The sequence below is a fragment of the Legionella sp. JM-2024 genome (assembly GCF_055389095.1).
The window spans coordinates 3,070,899-3,092,186 of sequence record NZ_AP039388.1 but is presented as its reverse complement, the minus strand read 5'-3'; the positions used below and the strand labels follow the sequence as shown (position 1 = coordinate 3,092,186).

Here is a 21,288-nt window from a genome sequence, read left to right as displayed (position 1 = left end):
AGCTTGGGAGATGGTGATTTTGAAGGACATTAAATGCGGAATAAATACGAATGGAATAGGATTGGAAAATCCTAATTTCATTGAAAAGGGGGGATTTTTTTCAGAGCCAGCAAAAAAAATTGAAGACCGTTCACAAGTGTCTGAAGATGATTGTATTAAGTTTGTATTATTCGATGTATTTGGAACAGTTGTTAACCTTCGCAAAACAATGATTAATGAATTTGCTGTGTTGTTTGATCAAAAAGGAATAAAAAATGTCAATTGTGAAGAATTTGTAGACGTTTGGGCAAATGCGTATTCTGAAAACATGAAGAATATTAGTGAAGGTAAAAATTCTTTTGCAACAGTGGATGAGTTAAATAAAATTGCTTTAAACAAAACGTTAAAAAAATATCAAATTTATAATAAACTTACAGAAGTAGATCGAGACTACATGTGGATGGTCTGGCATCGATTAGAACCCTGGCCGGACTCAGTTTCTGGTATCAATGAGATAAAAAAACAATTCAAAGTAGGTACTCTCTCAAATGGAAATATCCAATTGTTAAAAGATTTATCAGAAAATGCAAACCTTGAGTGGGATATCATTTTATCGGGAGAATTATTTCGTTGTTATAAACCAGATCCATTGGTCTACCAATATGCAGCGAGAGAATTAAAATTGAAACCATCTGAAATATTGCTTGTAGCCTCACATAAATATGATCTTGAGGCAGCAAGACAATGTGGGTACAAAACAGCTTATATTTTTCGCCCTTTAGAATTTAAAACGGTTAAAAAAGGGCAAATACCGCATGATAATGAATTTGATTTAATGGCGGACGGAATAGATGATTTGGCAGAAAAATTAATACAGAAGATTCCTGAGCAAAGAGACAGATTTTCATTCTCTGGTTATTAAATTGTATTTAAAATTATACAAAACAGAGTCGGTATTATAGAATCAAACAATCTTGAATAGGTAACATACTGTATGGCTGGAATTGTGGTTAAGCATGCGCTCTGCTTAGCCCAATCTACCTTTCTTTTCTATTTCACTTTGGTTCAATCACGGTAAGATTACCATCGAATGTAATAACACCAAGCAGTATCGCATTAATCAAGCGATTTATATTCACTTTATAATAATTACTACGAAACGCTGGATTTCCACCATAAGGATCAGCAACAATGACGTGCCTCCTCTTGGAGTCATAACCGCAAAGTATTACGAAATGCCCACAAGGAGTACCACGGATATCATCGTATACTGATTTGCCTGCAGCATCAAAAGTCTCTCTTGTGTGCCAATATAAATTGGTGGAACTTAAACCGGATATAACAGGAATATTTTTTAAAAAAAATTTTTGTAATAATCTTGCACTAAGGGGGTGAGCACAAATTTTTCCACCTAATTTTAAATACTCCACAATTGCCAAGGTGGCATTGGTAATATAAGGATCATTTTTGGCTTGCCTCTGAGCCTCTAATTTATCGATTAGTAATTTATTATCAGCTTCTCCATTAGTAAACCAGCTTGGATCAAATATTACTAAACTGTTGATATAGATGGTTGCCTGGAAACCGTGTTGCAAAGCATGCTTTCCAATAGAAATACAAAATGTTCCTCCGGAGGGAGACCTGTCAATTGTTTGAATTATTTCATTTAGTGGGATGTTTAATCCATAATATTGATACACTGCATGTAAACAAGTTGGGCCACAAGATTCATCATCAGGTTGAGTTGCTATTTTTATTTCCATATTGTATTTCCTATATTCAAGATGTGATATTTATATGCAGATAATTTTAAATTAGAACTTTATTGACGTTTTGTCAAAACACCTGAGAGAGTCGGATTTTTAACACGAAAGACCTGCACATAGGTAGCGAGCAGGTCGAGTCATTTTTCCCTGATAACTGACGGTAACGCAGGTCAAAATAACTCAACTTATCAGGAAATGGTAATGACATAATCCACTGTGTTTTGTACCAAATCTATAGGAAATGTATGAAGATAAAAAATATTTTTGTTATTACGTTTGTTATTTTTCATTTCGGGTGTATTCCTTTGACAGACAATCATAATAAAACGCCATCTACCACCGCACTCGAAGAGTATCAGGATGACAATTTTCCCAATTTATATGAAAAAGATCGCTCATTTCAAGCATTAGAAACAGGTGTTAGTGCCATTTTGGATGGTATATTGATTTCCTCGAGCGATGATGCGCATCTCAGTAAAAAGAAGTCGAAACTTCTGGAAGAGTATGTCCATCAAAATAGACTATTCTGTCAAAAAGGGTTTGACCAAAAATGGATGAATCAATTGAAGAAGAATTTGGCTTTGTTAGAAAAAACTGAAAATAATCGGATCGCAACGGCTGTAAATAAAAAAATGCAGACTCTGTTTTACGAACGTCAATGTAATACAAGATAACAGGGGGTTCATACTTTTTTTACAATGAAACCCGATACAAAAAATATAGGGCACAAAATTATTGTTCAAATGATTAACATATTGATCGCCATCGATTATTTTTATATAATAAACAATTTGATTAAATTGCAATTATATTGTCTATTTTTTGAGGTTCTCTAATGGAGTTCGAAGATTGGTTATTGGAACAAATAAATACAGGAAAAAAATGCATCCTGATAGGGGAAAACCATTATTCATTTGCAAGTGAGGACTGTCTGGATTGCATTTTAAAACTGCAAAAGCAAGGGAAAATAAATAAAAAAATAGTATTTTTCGATGAAAATTTAACTGCATTAGAGCATTCAGGGCCTTATACTCTTGACTCTTTAAACCAATTAAAGATCGTTGAGCCTTCTTTGGTTTCATTAATTGAAGATAATGTCGAAGTATATGGATTAGAAGATAATTACAGCAATCCCTTTAAAAATCTTAAATCAATAAAAAAAATTACTGAATGCTCAAGTGAGTTAGGTTTGCAACAAGGACACAGGGAGTATAGAGATATTGATCAGTGTCTTTATTGGACTTACCATCTTTATGGGCAATCATTGATTAGAGTACAACGGGGTAATGAAAGCTTTTGTAATCAAATTTTGCATAAAATCGATGAAGATACTTTAGTAATTGCCAGAGTAGGAGGCAAACATATTCCTACGGTTAGAAAGGGTGGGATAATCATTGAGGAAGGAATGTTAGAAAGATTAGGCAGAGAGATTGCTTCAGCCTGTTTTATTACACACCGTCCTAAAAATCAGAATTTTTCTGAACCAAAAAATTATCAACCAGAGTCTGATTCTTTTGGAGATTATGATGCTATAGAATGTTGCATGATCTCAAAAAGGATAGTGCAGCAACAGGATTTTACTCTATGGTCTGAACAACAGAAAAAAAGAAATAATAATGATGATAACAGAGATACTAAAAAACAACGTTGCACACTCTTGTAAGTTTAACGCCTGTATCTAAAAACTATTTTTTATCATAACAGTCTGTAATCAGGGCAAAATCATACCATTTTGAGTTAATTCAATGCCCTGTAATCGTTCACAGACCATGTTTAAAAATAAAGTTTATATTGGGGCATAACCGTTACTCTACGTGTCAATTGAAAAACAGGAAATGTTCTGCGAATATACATTTTAATCGCTTAACCTAATCGATAAGGATGTCTGATGAGTTTTCTGACAGAATTCAAAGAATTTGCCATGCGGGGCAACGTGGTTGATTTAGCCGTTGCTGTTGTGATGGGGGTTGCTTTTAATAAAATTGTCACCGCTTTAGTAGATGGAATTATTATGCCTTGTGTTGGTTTATTAGTAGGGGGCATCAATATTGCTGGATTAAGTTTTACCGTGGGGAAAGCTCAAATCAAGTGGGGGAGTTTTTTACAGAGTGCTATTGATTTTATTCTCGTTGCGTTCGCCATTTTCCTGCTTATCAAATTGATTAATCTATTTGAGAGAAAAAAAGAAGCTGAATCAGAACCACCAACCCAAGAAATCCAATTGCTCACTGAAATTCGCAATCTGCTCGCAAAAAAATAACCAAAAGTAAGCACCAATTAATTTATTTAGATTATTTTCAAAGAGACAAATTTTGAGGGATCAGAGCGAAATTCAGTTATACCTGCTTCGGTGTTTTATATTACAAATTGTTTATAGCGTCATGTGGCGGTTTTGATAGAGTTCGCATCATTCAATCGATTATTTAATTTAATCTGGTTATATATGGATTTCTCGTAATTTAAAATATACTAATGGGCTTGGCTTATTTTTAGTTAATGGTCACCAATGAAACTTATAATCAATAAAAAAAATAGAGCGGAGTCAATAACACTGGATATTGAAGCAACAGGGTCAGTTAACGAGTTGCTTATAATTCTTTACACTTATAGAAGTAAAAGTTATGAACATCTGACTTTTCGTGATTATCAAAAATTTATTTCTGTATACCAATGTTTATTATATGGCGATCAATTTAAAAAGAAATTACTTGCAGGAACCAATTTAGCTGATTATCAGCTTGAAGATCCCTGTTATTTGACCTGGGAAGAGTTCACTGAGAATCAGTGTCTTTCAACTCATCTTGAAGGCGGTAGAATTTTTCTTTGGCAAGCGAATATGGAGCAAGCAGATAAACCTGAGATTGAAAAGGAACCGTGTCAGTCGAGAGCAGCAGTGCCTTTTTTATAGAGACCTTCGGGGTAATTGTTTTTGTATTAATTCATAATTCCCGGTTTTGATATTAGATGCAATTATTTTTTCGATGAATAAAATTAAGAAGAAAATCATGATAATCGGCAGGCCGGGAAGTGGTAAATCGACTTTTGCTGTGACTCTTGGCAAAAAATGGAATATTCCTGTTTATCACTTGGATAAATACTTCTTTGAGTCTGGCTGGAAAGAACGAGATTATGAGTCTTTTTTAAAGGATCAACATGATTTAGTTTCTCAAAACCAATGGATTATTGATGGAAATGCCATCAAGTCTTTTGAGGTGCGTTATTCAAAAGCAGACTTATGTTTGTATTTTAATTTTTCAAGGCCTCTTTGCTATTGGCGAGTATTGAAACGATTATTCAAAAAAGACGCTGATATCGATGATCGCGCTAATAATTGCCAAGAGAGGGTGAGATGGTCATTATTAAAATACATGTGGCATTTTGAGGATCGAGTCTCTGCCGGATTAGAGGAACTAAAAAAAAATTACCCTGATGTAAGATACATAGAACTCCATAACGATAAAGAAGTCATGAATTTGTTTGATGTTCTTTAAATAAATTAATAGGTAATGCCATCTGTGGATGATTTAATGAATTGTTTTCGCTGCTGAGAATACTGGAATATACAAAAAAAAAATTAAATACCTATAAATTTCTTTGGGCAAGCAAAAGACCAAATAATCCTTGAATCGGTCTTCCTAATTCATCTTTCTTGTGTAGATGCCCTACTGATTCTTTATATTCCAGTATGGACCAGCCGCTGTCCTGGTAAAAATGATATAACTCCTCTTGTTTCGGTAAAAAAGTGAATGAGGCTGGGAGCGAATACAGTTCTGATTGAACGGGAAAAACCAGAAAATGATAGCCACCTTTCCGGGTTGCATCCTGAAGCTCGGTCAATAATGCAGGGATACGTGCAGCCTTTAAAAATTGGAGGGTAACTGTAGAACAGATGAAATCATAATGATCTTTTGCAAAAGTTTGAGGTTGGTTTAAATCCTGTAGCAAGGTATTGACTTGAGTCAGATTTTCTTTTTGGGCAATAGCTTGAATGTTTTCTAATGCCAATTGATTGATATCAACTCCAGTAACTGGATGCCCAAGTTGCGCCAAATACAAAATATTCCTTCCTGAGCCACAACCAACATCCAGTGTGGTTAATGCTCCCAAATGACACAAATAGGTATGATACACCTGCAATAAATCACTATGTACCTCAGCTAAACTGTATTTTTTATTAAAATAACGATGAGGTTTGCAATAAAACTCAAGCTGAGCATTGAAATAGGTGCCAATTGGATTGATTTTATGCCACGAAGCCGGAGGAATAGATAATTGCTGATTGTCTTTATCAAGCCGTATACGCGAAAGCTCATGGCCTAAACCATCTTGGAAAATAAAATCAATTTCACCTTCGTTAAGAGTGAGTTTACCCCATGTTCCTTCTTTCGTGCTGTGTTTTTCAAGAAAGAAATTGAGTTTTCCATAGCTGTCGATGGGTAATTGTTTGTAACAGATTAAATGATTGTATTCTTTCAGCATAATTCCTCTTTATCCTGATGTTTTGATAAGTAAAATAATAGTTTTTTATCTTACTGTCGAACAGTTTGACCTTATAGAGATTAAATTATCTTTGTCATCAGCTCTTCATAACTCAGAGGTTTGTTATTCCCAGACTAAAAATTTAGTTATTTATCAGGAATGACAAATCGTTATAGAGTCATCATTTATGGGGATGGCTCAGCGATGTAACCATTGCGCCAGTGCCTGGATGCCTGATTTCAAATCGTCTTCACTTCCTCCAAAAGACAATCGAACATAACCTTCCTTCCCAAAAGCGGTTCCTGGTACCAGGGCAACGTTTGCTTCTTCCAAAGCTTGTTTACAAAATTTCTCGGAATTTTGATTTTTGAAGCCGAGATTATCCAGGGAAAGAAAAACATAAAGTGACGAAGCGGGTGGTGTTATCTTTAATCCTAAATATTCATATAAAGCATGGATGACGTAATCTCTTCTTTTTTGCATACATTGTTGGACCCAGGCATTCACCTGATTTATTTCTTTTATTGCCTCAATGGCTGCCCATTGACTTATGGTAGTGACTCCACTGGTACTTTGACTGACTAATGCACTTAATGGTTGGATCATTGTTTCAGGAGCGAAAACAAAACCAACTCGCCAACCAGTCATGGAAAAGTTTTTTGAACAGCTTTGAATAATAATGACGCGATCTTGAAATTCGGAGAAAGAACCACAGGATATGTAAGTATGCTCATCATAGGTTAGTGCGCTATATACTTCATCCGCGATAACTAAAAGATCATGATCCTTGGCAACTTGTAACAGGTTAGCCAGTTCAGATTGCGTATATAAAGCACCTGTCGGATTCGCGGCGTTATTAAGAATCAGTATTTTACTTTTGGCTGTACACGCTTTTCTGAGGGAACGAGGTGTCAACTTCCATCCTTCTGTTTCTCTGGTTTCAACCATCACGGGTATACCACCAAACAGACTGGTTATGGCAGGATAGGAGACCCAATACGGGGAAGGAATAATGACTTCATCGTTTGGTTGTAATAATAATTGCATGAGTAAATAGATTCCAAATTTCCCGCCGTTAACGACCAGACAGTTTGCATTTTTATATGAACAACCATAGGATTTATTCATCCATTCACTCGCTACACACCTTAGTTCAGGAACTCCCGATACAGGAGGATAAAGGGTATGTCCTTGTTCCAGTGCTTGAGTAACTGCAGTGATGATTGATGAATGTGGCGGAAGCTTGGGTTCCCCGGCGCTTAGATTATAAATTTTAATGCCGGCATTTATTTTCTCTTGAGCCAGTGAATTAATAGCAACGGTTGCGGAATCCTTGGGTAAAATCTTTTTTTCAGAATAGCTCATTATTTTTGGACCTTTTTAGAATTTAAAATAATTATTTTGAACAATCGATTAACAAATTCCTGTTGTAAGTGGTACTCTTTGGATAAATGCTCATAATATTCAAACAATTTTTTTTCGCGCAGACGATCTACAATTTTTTTCCCTTCCTTCGATTTTAACGCCCCGATTTGTTTTGATAATTCTTGGCGTTGTGCCAGTTTTTCAATGATGTAAGCATCTGTTTGTTCAATTTGTTTTCTTAGCTCTTCAATAGTACTCATGAGGAACTCCTTACTGGACAAGGTCTTTATCACAATGTTTTTTTACCAATATAAAAGCCGTTTTGTTTGGATGGCTGTCCTGAATATTTCTGGCTCTTATTTCCAAATCATAAAGTGGTGCACAACGAGCTGAGGCAATGACAGCAGAGCAAGGCGGTAATACTCCTTGTGCCAAATCCTGTGCCGCTTTGGCTGTATCAATCCATTCTATTTGTTCAATATTCTTGAATTGTTTCAATAGAAATTGTCGACATTGAGCAAGCCCCTGAGGGTGCGATACTATGCTCGTAATTTCATGAAGTTGGGTACCTGGCCTAACCAGTAGGCATTGATTAATTTCATGCCAAAACTCATCAATGGGCATAAATAAATGTTTCCCCATCGCCTGAAATGCCGGTTTTACCAATCCCCCCAAAAGATTCATGACCGGCAATATACCGAGATCGATGGTTTCATTTTCAATGCCAGCCAGCACACCTTCCATATCCAGCAAATGAACAAGAACAGGATTGAGCCCTTTCTCCTCGGCATAGAGCATTGCAGCTTCTTCGGAAAAAGAGCCTGCTTCGCCTGAAACACCGAAGCGAGAAGTCATAATTTCTTCTCCTTTTTTAACGATTTTCTTCATAAAGACCTCAGATCTGCTAACTCCAACAGAAACGACTCTGTCTGTTCCCAGCTTAAACAAGGATCCGTAACGGATAGCCCACTTAAATCAAGATTTTCAGGATTGATAGAGTCTACTTTTTGATTCCCTTCCTTTATGAAGCTTTCTACCATGAATCCTTTGACCAGTTGTTTTAAATCAGGTCTATTTTTAAGATTTTCCAGAACATTTAAAGCAATGGATGGCTGCAATTGATGATTTTTTTTCCCATCGACCAGACAATTATCATGACTAACATCAATAATGACAGAAGGGTTAATTATTTGATGCAAGCCCATGTAATGCATCACTTCCTCAAGGTGAGAAATAGAGTAATTGGGAGTATGATTTGAACCGCGTAGAACGAGATGAGCATGGTGATTACCATGGGTTTGCACTTCATAACCATCGAAAACAGCGACATGAGGATGCTGTGATGCAACCAGGCTGTTTACTCCAATAGCCAGTGAGCCATGTGTAGGGTTTTTTAATCCTACGGCACAGTCGAGGGCGGAGGCAAAAATTCGATGTTCCTGATCCTCTGAGCTACGCGCACCAATAGCGACCCATGATAGAAGTTCAAGAAATCCCTTGGCATTATGAGTGAAAAGGGCCTCATCAGCGATAGGAAGCCCCATTTCAATGACTTTTATCATCATATCCCGAGTATATTTTATTCCTGCTTCAATATCGGGGGTTGAAAATAAATCGGGTTGATTAACAGGTCCTGTCCAGCCCTTGGTGGTTCTGGGCTTTTGAATGTACACCCTCATGATTAATTTTAATGAGTGTTTTACTTCATCGTTTAGTCTCACTAAACGTTCAGCGTATTCCAGAACCGCTTTTTTAGGCCAGGCCGAACAAGGGCCTACTATCATCAAGAGACGGTTATCTCGACCTTCCAAAATCGCTTTGATTTCTTCTCGGTCACGAAGAATTTGCTGATAGGCAGAATGAGGTAATGGCAATTCCTCAATAATTTCTTCTATTGGTGGTAGTTTTTTTAAGACTGAATAACTCATCGTGTCCTCCTACAGCTGGCAAACGCTATGGATGGATGATGAATTCGAGACGGATGGCACATCATTCACACTCCTATTTTGATTTCATCCAACTCCCATGTTTTTTATTGGTCTGGGGATGTCGGGTATCAAAAACCCCCAGACTAAGCTGGGGGTTGGAGTGTTATTTTCTTCTACCTACCACCCAGCTCGGGGTTAAAAAAGCTAAAATAAAAAAAGCAAGCAAAAGTCTGTACAAGACTTGCTTTTTTATTTAACTGATTTTGTGTAGTAGAGTAGAACATGAATAATCACAAAAAATTAATTTGTATATTATGTATACAATACTGTAACAGCCCTGTCAATACCCATAGCTAAAGGCCAGTTTTATAGCAAATCCTTTCGTGTGAATTAACTAAATAATTTATATGGAAAATATTAACCTAATATTAATCGTACTCACTGATCGGAAAATGATATAAAAGTATTGCATGAATCATTTTGATCGTATAGATTGCATTTTATACCAAATAAAAACTAAGGGATTAAGGTTGTGTCAATGTGTTGGGATTTATTCATAAAAAATGACACTCTGCAAGATGCGAATATCTACAATCACTCGATTAAAATTAATGACTCCGAACTGATCCTTAAAAGAATTTTTTCTGCTTTTGATAAACAATCAACTCACTTGACTAATGACGTAACCAAATACCCGTCTATCAATAATAGACAATTCATAAGCCTTTCAAATATTAAAACACAAACCAAGGAGGAGAACTAACCAACAAAACTATTAACGCTGTAACGTTGTAAGGATTTTGAATTTACAAAAAAGGAGTCAATATGTTTCATGTGGATAATAGTGGTAAAGGCAATTGTTTGTATTATGCATACAGTATTTCATTAATGTATTATTTGCGGGCAAAAAATAGCATCGGACTTACAGATGATATTTTTAATAAATTAAAACTAAGAGAAGAAGATCGGGCTCGTTTAAAAAAACTATTATCCAAGGAAGTCGATCAGGAATTTACGCGCGAAGAAATCAAAACGATCATAGAACCAATTCTTGGCAGGGCAACCAGAGATTTGGCCGCAGAACATACCAAAATAGAGTTTAAATCCTCTTCTAAAGATACGCCATTATTTACATCTCTCCACTATGCATTGGAATTTGGGTTCAAACGATCACTGGAGATAAATAGTTCAGATTTGTCGAAGCTGATTGACAATAATTTTTCGAATCCAGATTATACTGAGGCAGAGGTATACAAGGTAAGTGGTATGCTGGATGCTCTTCAAGAGTATATTTTAACAAAAACCCCTGGTGTCTTGGAAGAATTCAACCGTCAGTGGGAAAATAAAAAACTAGAGCTTAAAGAACAGGAGTTAGATGAAAAGGAAATCCAACGTTATCAAGTGACTATTTTAGATAATATTCTGAGAAATGAGACGGTGGAGTTTTTTTTATCCAGTGATGAGAAATATCTTAATTTATATCGGGATCATCTCCAAAAGGAGTATGTTTGGGGTACCGAAGAAACGCTCATGGTTTTACATCGTGCGATACAGGGCGAACGTATGGTGCGTAATCATAAAGGAACTATTGATGTCGTCTATGATAATGAAATAGTTTTACATATTCATAGAAATGGTATAAGTCCTTCTTATGAAGCTGGAAGTCCAGAAATGATCCTAAATAATGAAGGTAACTTTCATTGGACTTCTATAATTCCCGAGACCATATTTATATCAAAACTGAATGACAAAGAGCGAAAATTTTACGAAATACTGGAAAAGATGGAGGTAGAATGTGGTAGTAAATCCCTCGGAGTCGATAAATATTCCCTGGTGAATGACTGGATTGGCGATTTAAAGAAACAAATTGATGTTATTAAAAATGGGTCAACTCTTGTAATGAAAGAGAAAGAAATCGAGTTTTTCTTTCAACTTTTAGGCAAAGCGACATGTAAATTAGCATCCGATCCGTCTTTGAAAATGTCTTTGAATCACATTTTTTCTGCTTTTCTTGAATGTGTTCCTACCTTGTTGGTTGAAAATAAAGTCAGTACAGGATTGGTTCAATTTGGATTGTATAGCCATGCTCGAAGTCCTGAAGTAACTAATAAAAATGTCGTGTTATCAGCAGAAAGTTTAACCAGGGATGAAGAGGCTCCAAAACCATCGCAAAAAGGGGTGTTGAGTCAATTTTCCAAGCATACTCTGCTTGCGACATCAGTTGATACGACCCCAAAAACATTTCCTCGAGAAATAGCTCCTTATGTTCGAGAACGCAAGCAAACTGGTCCAAAAGTAGCATGTGCTCTTAGACAGATGTACCAAAAAGGGCTGGATGGGGATGAAAGGTATTCTCCTGAAAAATGTAAAGATATTGCTCAGCGATATGTAGAATATGCAAAGTATAATAAACGCAATTTTATTCTGACTGATGTGATGCTTTTTCAACAAGAAATGAAGAAAAACATTAAACAAAAAGAAGAAACGAATGAAAGCTTAGGTAAAATTGCTTCACTATAAACACCATATTATTTTCTTGAAATACATGGAAATATAAGGTCACTTGATACGTTTTGTTTCCTTATCAAACTCGTGTCTGAATTGGTAAGGGAGCAAAATGTTGTGGCTGATATTAGCATTATTTTTGATATAGATGGATTCTTACAAATCAGGACGGAAAGAAGCCCCTAAAGGCTGAAAGCTATTTGAATTGGTTTAAGTTGTTTCCTGGTACTGGATTTTCACTTGACGATTTTTTTTCTTGATGGTCCTTAAAAAAATAAGGAGATTTATCACTCATGGATGAACCGGATTTAATAACATTGCTCTCTTTTTTCAACTCGGAAGATGCGTTAATCGAACCACATAAATAAATTGTCTGAGGTTTCACCTGTTTTTCCACCGTATCATTTCGTCCGTTGGCAAGCATTATCTCGCCAAGATCTTTTTCGGTTAATACTACTTCTTCAGATGGATTGGTATTCGCCACAATAACAAAAGAGGTTTCTGTATAACCCCAACCCTGGTGAATAATAAACGTCACCAAATCAGGATGATCTGGCAGAAAGACGCGTTGCGCCCATTCAGGGAAATGAGGTTCGGGCAATTGGGCCAGGATTGTGTTGACTTCACATATAAAGCCAGAAAGATCAAATCGTCGCAGATTGTCTTCTTGATGATATTCAATAGGGGTTGGATCAAAAACATTAACCGGTTTTGTGGCACCGAATTCATCGCCATACTGTAAAATCCAGCCTCCATCAGAGCAAAATGCAGTAACAGCTAACTTTTCGCGCATGCGTTTTGCAAGTACAGCATTATCCTCGATGCCTTTATCAATTAGTTGCTGAACATATCTCGGCTCATCATGAGACCCGGGAAAACCAATCGTTGGGCCAACTTGTTGTAACAGTCCTTTATTTTTGGTAAACCAATTATCATCCTGATGCCACAAATCAAATGGATAGCCATACCCACCCTCAGGGCCTGGCATCCAGAATACACTGTTCATCGTGTGGGTTACGATACCTTTCAAAGCAAGGTTTTCCTCCATATAACCCCTGCCGATAGTTTCTGCAATAATAAGCGGATCACGCTGAAATTTGCACTGGCAGGCTTTCTTTGCGATTTCTGTCAAACGAGACAATACTTTGTTATTCACCATGGCCGGAGCGTCGATACGAATTCCCTGAAAACCAAGATATTCGATATTATGCTGGATAAAGGGTTTCCAATAATATTCGATGATTTGTTCGCAAATAACCGGATCATCATAGTTAAATGTTGCAACATCACACCAGGGGTTGTCGGTCAATGGTTTGTAATTTTCATCCATATTATGCATAACCAAATTTCCATTGGGGTGACGCTTAAACCATTTTTTAGTATCGATGTTGTATTTTTCAAGAAAAAATTGATCACCATTCACAAAACGATGATCAACTGCTATGTGTCTTGCAACTAAATCAAATACTGGTGTTAATCCTAACTCATTGGCTTTTCCAGTATATTGCCTGACACTGCTATCGTCCTTGGCATATCGGGGATAGATCGATTCATTTTGCATGGCATATGGACTATGAATACGATTAGTCATATTAGGAATAGGGTTATATTGGCAGGGTGTGTAAAATGGGTTTACCCAAACCTGCTTAAAGCCCATCTTTTTGATTCTCTCCAAATCTTCCCGCATCGCATCAAAATCCTGATACAACCCAGGGTATTGATTGTAACAACGAATACGTGGAAACATGCCCGTGCTCATTTTTATTTCTTGGTATATGAATTATAGTCAAATATATTTTCATTGCTCTAAAAATAATCACAATTGGTATCTTGACCTATTTAAGTATAAAATAATTGTATATATTGTGAGTTGAATGTAAAATATAAAATCAGTTTTCATCAAGATTATTCTAGAGAGTTAAACAATGCCTAATAGCAATATCTCGCTGGATAGATTGGGTTTACAAGTGCCTACGATGACTTTCCAGGATGGTAGTCGACTTGTAACAAGACCCATTACTGATCATCCTCCCATCATTCAAAACACTCTATGGGGAGCTATAGGAACGATCAATATACTACATCCAGGTTCTGCATTGGCTCCTCCAGCTCAGATCAATGGCGTAAAGAATTTGCCATCGGATGGTAAAGTACAAATGGAGTTAATGGCTGAATATATTTTTAAGATGTTTCAACAAGGTGTTGGAGTACTTGCGCTACAAGAGTTGCCTGACCCAAATTCACAAAATTTCAAATTTTTGAAGAGCAAACTGAAACGTCTTGTCGGCGGTTCAAATCTTATTGATGTTGATGCTTTGGAAGAGCAGTGGTTAAAAACAGGTACACATGCTTTTGGAACATCTGTTTTATTTAATCCCAATCTGTTTAAAATTTCTAAAAACGCACGGCCAGATTTGCATAATCGTGCTGCAGTGTATGAACTCATTGCAGCGAATGGAACACGCATCCCTGTCGCAAATATTCATGGAGACTTCCGTACACAAAAGGAAACACAAGATTATTTAAACCATTTTGACGGTTTATGTTTGGGCGATTTAAATATATCTCGTCATTCCATTAGCGTGGGTTCAGATAGTAATAGCATACAATCAATCGTAATACCTCATGCAGAAATTGAAGGAGTAAAGGTCGAAATTAATACTGTTGATGCGATTCAAGATACCTATAGTAAAAAAGCAAACCCTTCTTTTACTCCTGATTTGAATCGAATACCTCTGATGACAGTTACCCCCATGGTTAAAAAACCAACATTTCATCCTATTGTCATTAATATAGAAGCGGATAAAGCGAAAAAATGGTTGCAGGATTTTTCGAATTATTTATCAAGAGCCAAACCTCACCTAATTGATAAAGGGGCGATTATTGGCATTAAATTAAAAACGCCGCACCCCTATAAAATTGCTCATATCACTATCGATGAAAAGGAGGTTTATGAAAGTTATTTACAATTTGCAAATACTTCTAATGTGAATGTTGTGTCTGGAACACCAACTACCCCAATAACTCAAAAGCCAACATTTCATCCTATTGTCATTAATATAGAAGCGGATAAAGCAAAAAAATTACTCCAGGATTTTTCGGCTTACTTGTCATACGCTAAACCTCACCTAATTGATAAAGGGACAATTACTGGCATCAAGTTAAAAACACCACCTCCTTATACTACTGCCCAAATCACTATCGATAATGAGGAGGTTTATCAAAGTTATTTACAATTTACCCAATTCGAATTGAATAAGAAGAAGATTCAAGAAGAATTTATCAAAAATTTAGATGAATTAAGGACTAAATTGGAATCTCATTCATCGTCTGGTACACGTTCTCGTCAAAAGGGCGAGGATCTTTATAAAACGTTGTTCGATGCTCAAAAAATATTTTTTAGTCAATTGAGTCCAGCCGCAGATTCAGCCCAGATTAGCAGGAGTCTTATCAATTTTCGTAAAATCTGTGAACAGAATGTTAAGGATGCTGATAGAATAATGGGGCATGGCTGGTTGTATCGAGTAGCTGAAATACTTATTAAAGCAGTCGTTGGTTTATTTGCGGCAATTGGCATGACAGTAGGGGTGATTGCAGGCCAAGGCCTGCTAAAATCAGAACATCGTCAAGCATTTAAAAACACCTTTTTTACGTTTAACCAAGCTGATTCAACTAAGGCTTTAAATACATTTAAACAAAAGGTACTGGGTGAGGATGAAAAAGATCAAGGTTTGCTTGATGAAAAAAACATCTCTCCTAAAAAGAAGTAATGTGGCAAAAGGAATAAATTTTTCCAAAATGTCTAAACTAATGCGAGTTCGATATCAAAACTGTTTGCAAATTTGAATAATAGATTAGAAATAGAGTTCATTAAATATTCCTATTAGGAAGTATGGGGTTCAAGAGTGTCAATATTAATTAACTGTTAAAAGCATGCGTATTATATATGGCTGTGCTTACTTTCAATCCACATCCGCTCCCTAATGGTCGCGGCTCGGATTTGGTTTATTTGCTCTGAATTGGCATTAAAGGTTTCTTCGGCACTCATAACTCTATGTAAACTCCGCGCTCCCCGAAACTTTACGCCTTGCACTAAAGCAAAATATACAGCTTATGCAAGAGGTCTATTTATTGATGTCGGAGACTTCAAACTCAGAATTGTAGCTTAAGTTTTACTTAAGATATATGTGCTATATTTATACCCATGTTGTATATATTTGGTATTTTTCTCTGTTGTATAGAGAACTATTAAGATTCTAATCAACCAGGATAAAGTTATGAAAGAGCAGCAAAAAAAAGTTTTTATTGAAAACATCGCATTAAAATGTCAAACAGATGAGCAAAAAGCTAAGGAGATAGCTGAGGCATTGATTGAAATTCAAGAACAAAATGCAATTGCTGAGCAAACACTTTTAAATGATGTTTTTTTAACAAAATTTGCACTTTATCTTAAAGTTGGGAGAGAGGTTGCTTTAGATTGGGTTCGCAAAAATAAAGAATTGGATACACCGTTTCCTGAAGATGTTGTTGAACCTCAACACGTAGAGGAAAAGAAGAAGTCAGGTGAAGAAAAGCCCGATGTGCAAATATATGGTGCCATGACAGTTGGTTCTTCCAAAGTTAGAAAACAATTACTGGATTTAAAAGCAGATCTATTAAAAGAGGTTGTAGAAAAGGGATCAGTGAAGAAAGCTCAAAAGTTAGGGGAGTATATATTTGATCAGCTTGCAAGACGCTTGGAAGAAGCGCTTGGTAAAGAGCAAAAAGAAGATTTATATAACAGGATTCGAGGTGGTAAAGATCTGCCATTCTCAGAAGCCCAGCTACAAATTTTAAATGATCAAATTATTCCAGAATTAAAAGATGAGCTTTCAAATCCGGATAATGGACATGTCAATATTTTAGGGTTAGATGTTAGTCGTGAAGATAAGTATACCTTCGATACGACGGATGTATTTTCTGTCTGGTTTAGCAATAATCCAGCGCTTTACATGCCGGAAAAGGTCAAAGCACAAGTAGAAAAAACAGCACAGCTTAACCAGCCTGGCAAAACCAGAATTGTTTATAGCTCTTTGTGCCTAAATGAAAAAGCACAGCTTGATTTTCAACAATGGGCAAAAGAAAAGAATGTTGAATTAGTTGATATTGATTCGATAGATTTGGAATCAGTTAGCAAAACAGATGCTCAAATGCTCACTCTTGCCAAATATGAACTCGAGTCAATGAGAAATGGCAAAGGAGGTAATCCTGCTGCTGCATCGGATTTGGTCCGTTGGGTCGAGTCGGTAATTGGTAAGAGCAGTACGTATATTGATATTGACTTGCCAATGAAAGATAACAAAGTGACTGCTGAGGTTCAAGCAGGTTTTCCAGTATTGCTTAATATGGGGTCAGCACTGACGAAACAAGGTGCTCAACCCGCTATGGAAAACCCGGCCTTTAATACAGACATGATTGCTTATAGTACTGATCACGAAGCTCGTCGTCAGGTAACAGAAGGAGTTGCCAAAAATATTATTGCGCGTTATGAAAACTGTGCCAAAACTATTGAAGAAAGTAAACATGAAGATTTGGTTCGTTTAAGAAACTCGCCTGGTTATCAATTACTTCATCAAACGACAGCTGGTAAATTTGATTTATGCACTTTGAGATCGGCGGTTGCTAATGCTCATAAGGATGCTCTTACATATGCTACTTTTTTTGGTGCGGAGAATTTTGCTAAAATCTTCGCGTCACAAGAGCTTCTTCCTGTGATTCAAGAAGCGATTAAGCATCAAAACCAAGAGTTACTCACATCTATTATCCAAAGTTACATTGAAAAACGACGCTCTGAATCGCCAACCACGGCTCCAGAGAATATTCAACAATTATTAAAATCGCTTCAAGGTAACATGTACAAACCATTAGTGATGGAGTTTTCAGGTCCTAGCGCCGTATCATCCTCTTGGATAGAGGCGATATCTGGAAAATCTATGCCTCGGAATTTTGAATTTTTAGCTGAACCAATGTCTCAACCATTGCGGGTGTTGCAACATCATGCTTGTATAACTGAAAAGACCAATTTCTCTTCGGATAATATCCCTGCCTGGTGTGAGTTACAATCTGAGGTAGAAAAACGACAACAAGAAAGAAAAGACGGGCTTTCATGGCTTCCAGCAGCTCAAGAAGCAATAAAAAAAGAGAAGTTAGTCGGTTCAGAGTCTGAGGTTCCAAAAGTTGGCAAGGTCGAAGTTGAGCAAGAATCTACTTCTGAGGAAGTTCGCGGAGCAACAATATACCAAGAGCAATCTCATGCTATTGATCTTATTTTAAAAGATTTTGAAAATAAGATTGATTCCATTGGAACTCATCATGAGCCTGCAAAACAAATCGCCTTAGATTTATTAAAGACTCTTCGAGATCATAAAGCTGTGGCATTTCATGAGCCGAGCAACGAAAAGTTGACATCTTTTGCCAAAAAGGCAAAAGAGGCCATTCGAGAAGCAACCCCAATACTGCAAAAAGATTTAGGATGGGGTGATTACTTAGCGAATCTTGCAAAACAATTGGTGAATGCGGTTACCACTGCTGTAGCCTACGTGGTTACCTTGGGGGCTTCTAAACATCAAGGCTTTTTTGCTGTAAAACCTTCTGATGCCGTTAAGAAATCTCAGGAACTTGAGCAGCAACTGGATGATAAGTTGGTTAAGACAAATCCCAAGGTATAGATTAAATGGGTTTTTATCGCAATTGATAGCGTCATTTATAATTGTGAAATTAAAATGGCACATTAATTAGACCTCAAAGTGGAATGCCAGGAAAAAGTTGTCGAGTGATACTCCTGCATTCCCTTTCAATGTGTTTATACTTCTACAATCTCTCAGGCCCAAGGCGCAGGACATAGCTCTGATCTAATATTATGATTGATTTATTATCAGGACTTATGAAAAATTCCAATATCTTCGTTAAAAAAGTTTCTAATCCGGTCATTTAGTTTGTCTAAACTCCCTCGTTTAAAACTTTTTTGCCTTGACCATGGTGTTTTTTGTAAGTCCTGGTTATTTTTGAATGAAATATTAAATGGAAAAAACAAGATTTTTGTGATTAAATTATGGGCACTTTGTAATACAACCAGGAATTATTGATGCCTCCCAAGAAAAATCACAAAAAGATACCGCTGCCATATTTTGATAATTTAGTTTCTAACCTTGAACCTACAGATTATTCATCCAACCTTGAATTTACCGGAGACCCCAACACCAATAAGACGAACAAAAATAAAAAGAAAAAAAAGCAGGAAAATATTGTCCGTAAAGAACGAATAAGGGTGTTGGAACAATTACTTTCCAGTAATGTGCAAGAAGCAGTTGAGTCTGATGACAATTCTTTTGCCGCAGTAGAGTCTGATTCATGGAGACCTAGCAGATTCTTGTATCGTTTTGTGAGTGAAGGAGAATATTTGGTCATTCTTGAAAATTTAAATCAAGGAACAGGTATATTTTGTAATAAGCGTAAAAAAATCGATGAAGACGTTGAGGAACAATCTACTCTGGCAAAAGGTGAAACTTTTTTTGCTTTCGATTACAAGTATGCTCAAAATTATTTTAATAAAGGCACTCGGCGCAATGGTGTGATGCTTGTTTTAGAGTTGCACGAAGACGCGGATAGTAAGCTATTATCAAATAATGAAATTATAAGAAGAATTGGGGATGACCCTGGTATGGCCTGTGGCAGATGGTCTAAGTGTAAGAAAGTAAAAAAAGGCGAAAGGGGGGTGGTAGTTGTTAAATGCGAAGGCGTTAGCACAGGTAAATACCCTTATACCTTAGGTTTTAGGGATGGCGGAGAAGAAATGAATCCGTTTGATGTATTATTTTCGGTTACACGTACGCTCAAGGTATTGAGCAATGAGGGAAGCAGTAAAACACTTTATCACTATCTGGTTAAGGCGCCACTAGATAAAGAAACTGTTCCAGTTACAGCAAAAGTAAGTCGATTAGAGGAAGCAGGTAATGTTCCACTGGATGAGTCCTTAGTAAAAAGCGCAGACGTTCGTCCAGAGCGATATAGTTTTTTTGCTACAAATAAAGAAGAGATCAAGACTGGAGTGAATAATAGTTCCTTACAAATTAACTTGCAGTGATTCATTAGGACATTGATCATAATTGACCTACAGGAATTTTCTGTACAAAGGAATAGGATCCGTTGACAATAACGGATCCTTATACTTGGATCTTTGAAGATCCGAGGCACATTCATTTTATCCTTTATCAAGGCGTGGAGATTGATTTCTGCTTATTTTTTTTCGTGGTAATGGTAATTCCGAGACTGTCCTTTTAATAAGTTCAGTTAACCATTCACTGTCATCCCACAGGTCACCTGAGATTAGTAGATAGGGTTTTGCTCCAGTATATGGATATCCTTCAATATAATTTCCAATAAATGCTTTGCCAGTTTGAGTGGGTTTGACAAATAGCTGATCATCACAAACCAAAGCAACTACTTTTTCATTACAATAGATTGCATATTCACCAAACATTTTTTTGGATAAAACGGTCCCGGCGTCGTTGATTTGCTCAAGGATGAAATTAACGGTACTTTGCTTTGATGACATCACAAAATTCCTAATCTAATGAAGGTGAATATAATATACCAGGTATTCCTATTCTATAAATTATTTGTCAATTCTCCCTTATAACAGAAATTTTTTGATAAAATCCCTAGTAATGAATTCAAACCGGATAGGCCGGGTTAATAAATGATAACAGTTGATCTTCTTAAAAATCATCAAAATGCTATTCCACGGTTAGCTCAAATTTGGCATAACGTTTTAGGTCGCATTTGGGTCCCTGATGTTTCCATTGAGCGTGTTGAACAACGCTTTGCTGATCATTTGAATGACGATAAAATACCATTAACTTTAGTTGCCCTATATGAAGACAAACCGGTTGGTATGTGCAGTTTGCGAGAAAATGATGGCATCCGCCCAGATTTGATGCCTTGGCTTGGTTCCCTTGTAGTTGACCCTGATTATCAAAAGCAAGGCATCGGTCAATTGCTGATAGATGCCACGAAACAAAAAGCAGAACAATTGGGTTTTGCAAAACTCTTCTTATTTGCATTTGATCCCACAATTCCAGATTATTATGAAAAGCTCGGTTGGCAAAAAATAGGTGGGGATCAATTTAAAGGCCATCAGGTTACTGTGATGGAGATCTCTTTAGATCCAAATAAGTCCTGTAAGTAGTACTAAACTAAGGTTTATTGACTATCGACAGAGGTTTGAA

The 21,288-nt window shown here is 36.6% G+C and carries 19 protein-coding genes; 11 read left to right on the top strand and 8 right to left on the bottom strand.

Annotated features, from left to right (window positions below):
• Positions 1-19 precede the first annotated feature (19 nt).
• Entirely contained in the window at positions 20-901 is an 882-nt protein-coding gene (locus tag ACZ5EK_RS13495) for a haloacid dehalogenase type II (RefSeq protein WP_464430191.1), read from the top strand.
• Positions 902-1,034: 133 nt separating this feature from the next.
• Here ACZ5EK_RS13495 and ACZ5EK_RS13490 read toward each other — a convergent pair whose 3' ends face one another.
• Complete coding sequence (locus ACZ5EK_RS13490) at positions 1,035-1,742, bottom strand: C39 family peptidase (protein WP_464430190.1); 708 nt, start codon at positions 1,740-1,742, stop codon at positions 1,035-1,037.
• Between the two features lie 248 nt (positions 1,743-1,990).
• Here ACZ5EK_RS13490 and ACZ5EK_RS13485 point away from each other — a divergent pair, with 248 nt between their 5' ends.
• The 5 genes from ACZ5EK_RS13485 to ACZ5EK_RS13465 all read left to right on the top strand — a co-directional run bounded on the left by ACZ5EK_RS13485 (position 1,991) and on the right by ACZ5EK_RS13465 (position 5,236).
• Entirely contained in the window at positions 1,991-2,419 is a 429-nt protein-coding gene (locus tag ACZ5EK_RS13485; protein ID WP_464430189.1) for a hypothetical protein, read from the top strand.
• Positions 2,420-2,580: 161 nt separating this feature from the next.
• On the top strand, positions 2,581-3,408 hold the full coding sequence (locus tag ACZ5EK_RS13480) for a lpg2541 family Dot/Icm T4SS effector (protein WP_464430188.1): 828 nt from the start codon (positions 2,581-2,583) through the stop codon (positions 3,406-3,408).
• A gap of 225 nt (positions 3,409-3,633) precedes the next feature.
• Positions 3,634-4,005: a large-conductance mechanosensitive channel protein MscL gene (gene mscL, locus ACZ5EK_RS13475; protein ID WP_464430187.1), complete on the top strand. Its 372-nt coding sequence runs from the start codon at positions 3,634-3,636 to the stop codon at positions 4,003-4,005.
• 246 nt (positions 4,006-4,251) lie between these two features.
• Positions 4,252-4,653, top strand: coding sequence for a hypothetical protein (locus ACZ5EK_RS13470; RefSeq protein WP_464430186.1), 402 nt, complete (start codon positions 4,252-4,254; stop codon positions 4,651-4,653).
• Positions 4,654-4,750: 97 nt separating this feature from the next.
• Positions 4,751-5,236, top strand: a complete 486-nt coding sequence (locus tag ACZ5EK_RS13465) for a P-loop NTPase family protein (protein WP_464430185.1) — start codon at positions 4,751-4,753, stop codon at positions 5,234-5,236.
• Positions 5,237-5,327: 91 nt separating this feature from the next.
• Here ACZ5EK_RS13465 and tehB read toward each other — a convergent pair whose 3' ends face one another.
• The 5 genes from tehB to ACZ5EK_RS13440 form a co-directional block, all read right to left on the bottom strand.
• A complete protein-coding gene (tehB, locus tag ACZ5EK_RS13460) occupies positions 5,328-6,224 on the bottom strand; it encodes an SAM-dependent methyltransferase TehB (RefSeq protein ID WP_464430184.1) in 897 nt (298 codons plus the stop codon).
• A gap of 198 nt (positions 6,225-6,422) precedes the next feature.
• Entirely contained in the window at positions 6,423-7,589 is a 1,167-nt protein-coding gene (locus tag ACZ5EK_RS13455; RefSeq protein ID WP_464430183.1) for a pyridoxal phosphate-dependent aminotransferase, read from the bottom strand.
• Entirely contained in the window at positions 7,589-7,849 is a 261-nt protein-coding gene (locus tag ACZ5EK_RS13450; protein WP_464425173.1) for a chorismate mutase, read from the bottom strand. The genes ACZ5EK_RS13455 and ACZ5EK_RS13450 overlap by 1 nt, the downstream gene beginning before the upstream one ends.
• A 10-nt stretch (positions 7,850-7,859) precedes the next feature.
• Positions 7,860-8,444 carry a prephenate dehydratase domain-containing protein gene (locus tag ACZ5EK_RS13445; RefSeq protein WP_464432505.1) on the bottom strand — a complete coding sequence of 195 codons (585 nt, stop codon included), beginning with the start codon at positions 8,442-8,444 and terminating at the stop codon, positions 7,860-7,862.
• Between the two features lie 29 nt (positions 8,445-8,473).
• Positions 8,474-9,517, bottom strand: a complete 1,044-nt coding sequence (locus tag ACZ5EK_RS13440; protein ID WP_464430182.1) for a 3-deoxy-7-phosphoheptulonate synthase — start codon at positions 9,515-9,517, stop codon at positions 8,474-8,476.
• An 825-nt stretch (positions 9,518-10,342) separates the two neighbouring features.
• Here ACZ5EK_RS13440 and ACZ5EK_RS13435 point away from each other — a divergent pair.
• Positions 10,343-12,037, top strand: coding sequence for a hypothetical protein (locus ACZ5EK_RS13435; RefSeq protein WP_464430181.1), 1,695 nt, complete (start codon positions 10,343-10,345; stop codon positions 12,035-12,037).
• 181 nt (positions 12,038-12,218) lie between these two features.
• On the opposite strand, the gene ACZ5EK_RS13430 is transcribed toward ACZ5EK_RS13435, so the two are convergent.
• Positions 12,219-13,769, bottom strand: a complete 1,551-nt coding sequence (locus tag ACZ5EK_RS13430) for an alpha-amylase family glycosyl hydrolase (RefSeq protein WP_464430180.1) — start codon at positions 13,767-13,769, stop codon at positions 12,219-12,221.
• A gap of 178 nt (positions 13,770-13,947) precedes the next feature.
• On the opposite strand from ACZ5EK_RS13430, the gene ACZ5EK_RS13425 reads away from it, so the two are divergent.
• From ACZ5EK_RS13425 to ACZ5EK_RS13415, 3 genes are all read left to right on the top strand, one after another.
• Positions 13,948-15,792, top strand: a complete 1,845-nt coding sequence (locus ACZ5EK_RS13425; RefSeq protein WP_464430178.1) for a hypothetical protein — start codon at positions 13,948-13,950, stop codon at positions 15,790-15,792.
• Positions 15,793-16,299: 507 nt separating this feature from the next.
• Complete coding sequence (locus ACZ5EK_RS13420; RefSeq protein ID WP_464430177.1) at positions 16,300-18,729, top strand: glycosyltransferase family 88 protein; 2,430 nt, start codon at positions 16,300-16,302, stop codon at positions 18,727-18,729.
• 416 nt (positions 18,730-19,145) lie between these two features.
• Positions 19,146-20,144: a hypothetical protein gene (locus tag ACZ5EK_RS13415; RefSeq protein WP_464430175.1), complete on the top strand. Its 999-nt coding sequence runs from the start codon at positions 19,146-19,148 to the stop codon at positions 20,142-20,144.
• A 117-nt stretch (positions 20,145-20,261) separates the two neighbouring features.
• On the opposite strand, the gene ACZ5EK_RS13410 is transcribed toward ACZ5EK_RS13415, so the two are convergent.
• Positions 20,262-20,615, bottom strand: coding sequence for a TfoX/Sxy family protein (locus tag ACZ5EK_RS13410; protein ID WP_464430174.1), 354 nt, complete (start codon positions 20,613-20,615; stop codon positions 20,262-20,264).
• A 144-nt stretch (positions 20,616-20,759) separates the two neighbouring features.
• On the opposite strand from ACZ5EK_RS13410, the gene ACZ5EK_RS13405 reads away from it, so the two are divergent.
• On the top strand, positions 20,760-21,248 hold the full coding sequence (locus tag ACZ5EK_RS13405) for a GNAT family N-acetyltransferase (protein WP_464430173.1): 489 nt from the start codon (positions 20,760-20,762) through the stop codon (positions 21,246-21,248).
• Positions 21,249-21,288 lie beyond the last annotated feature (40 nt).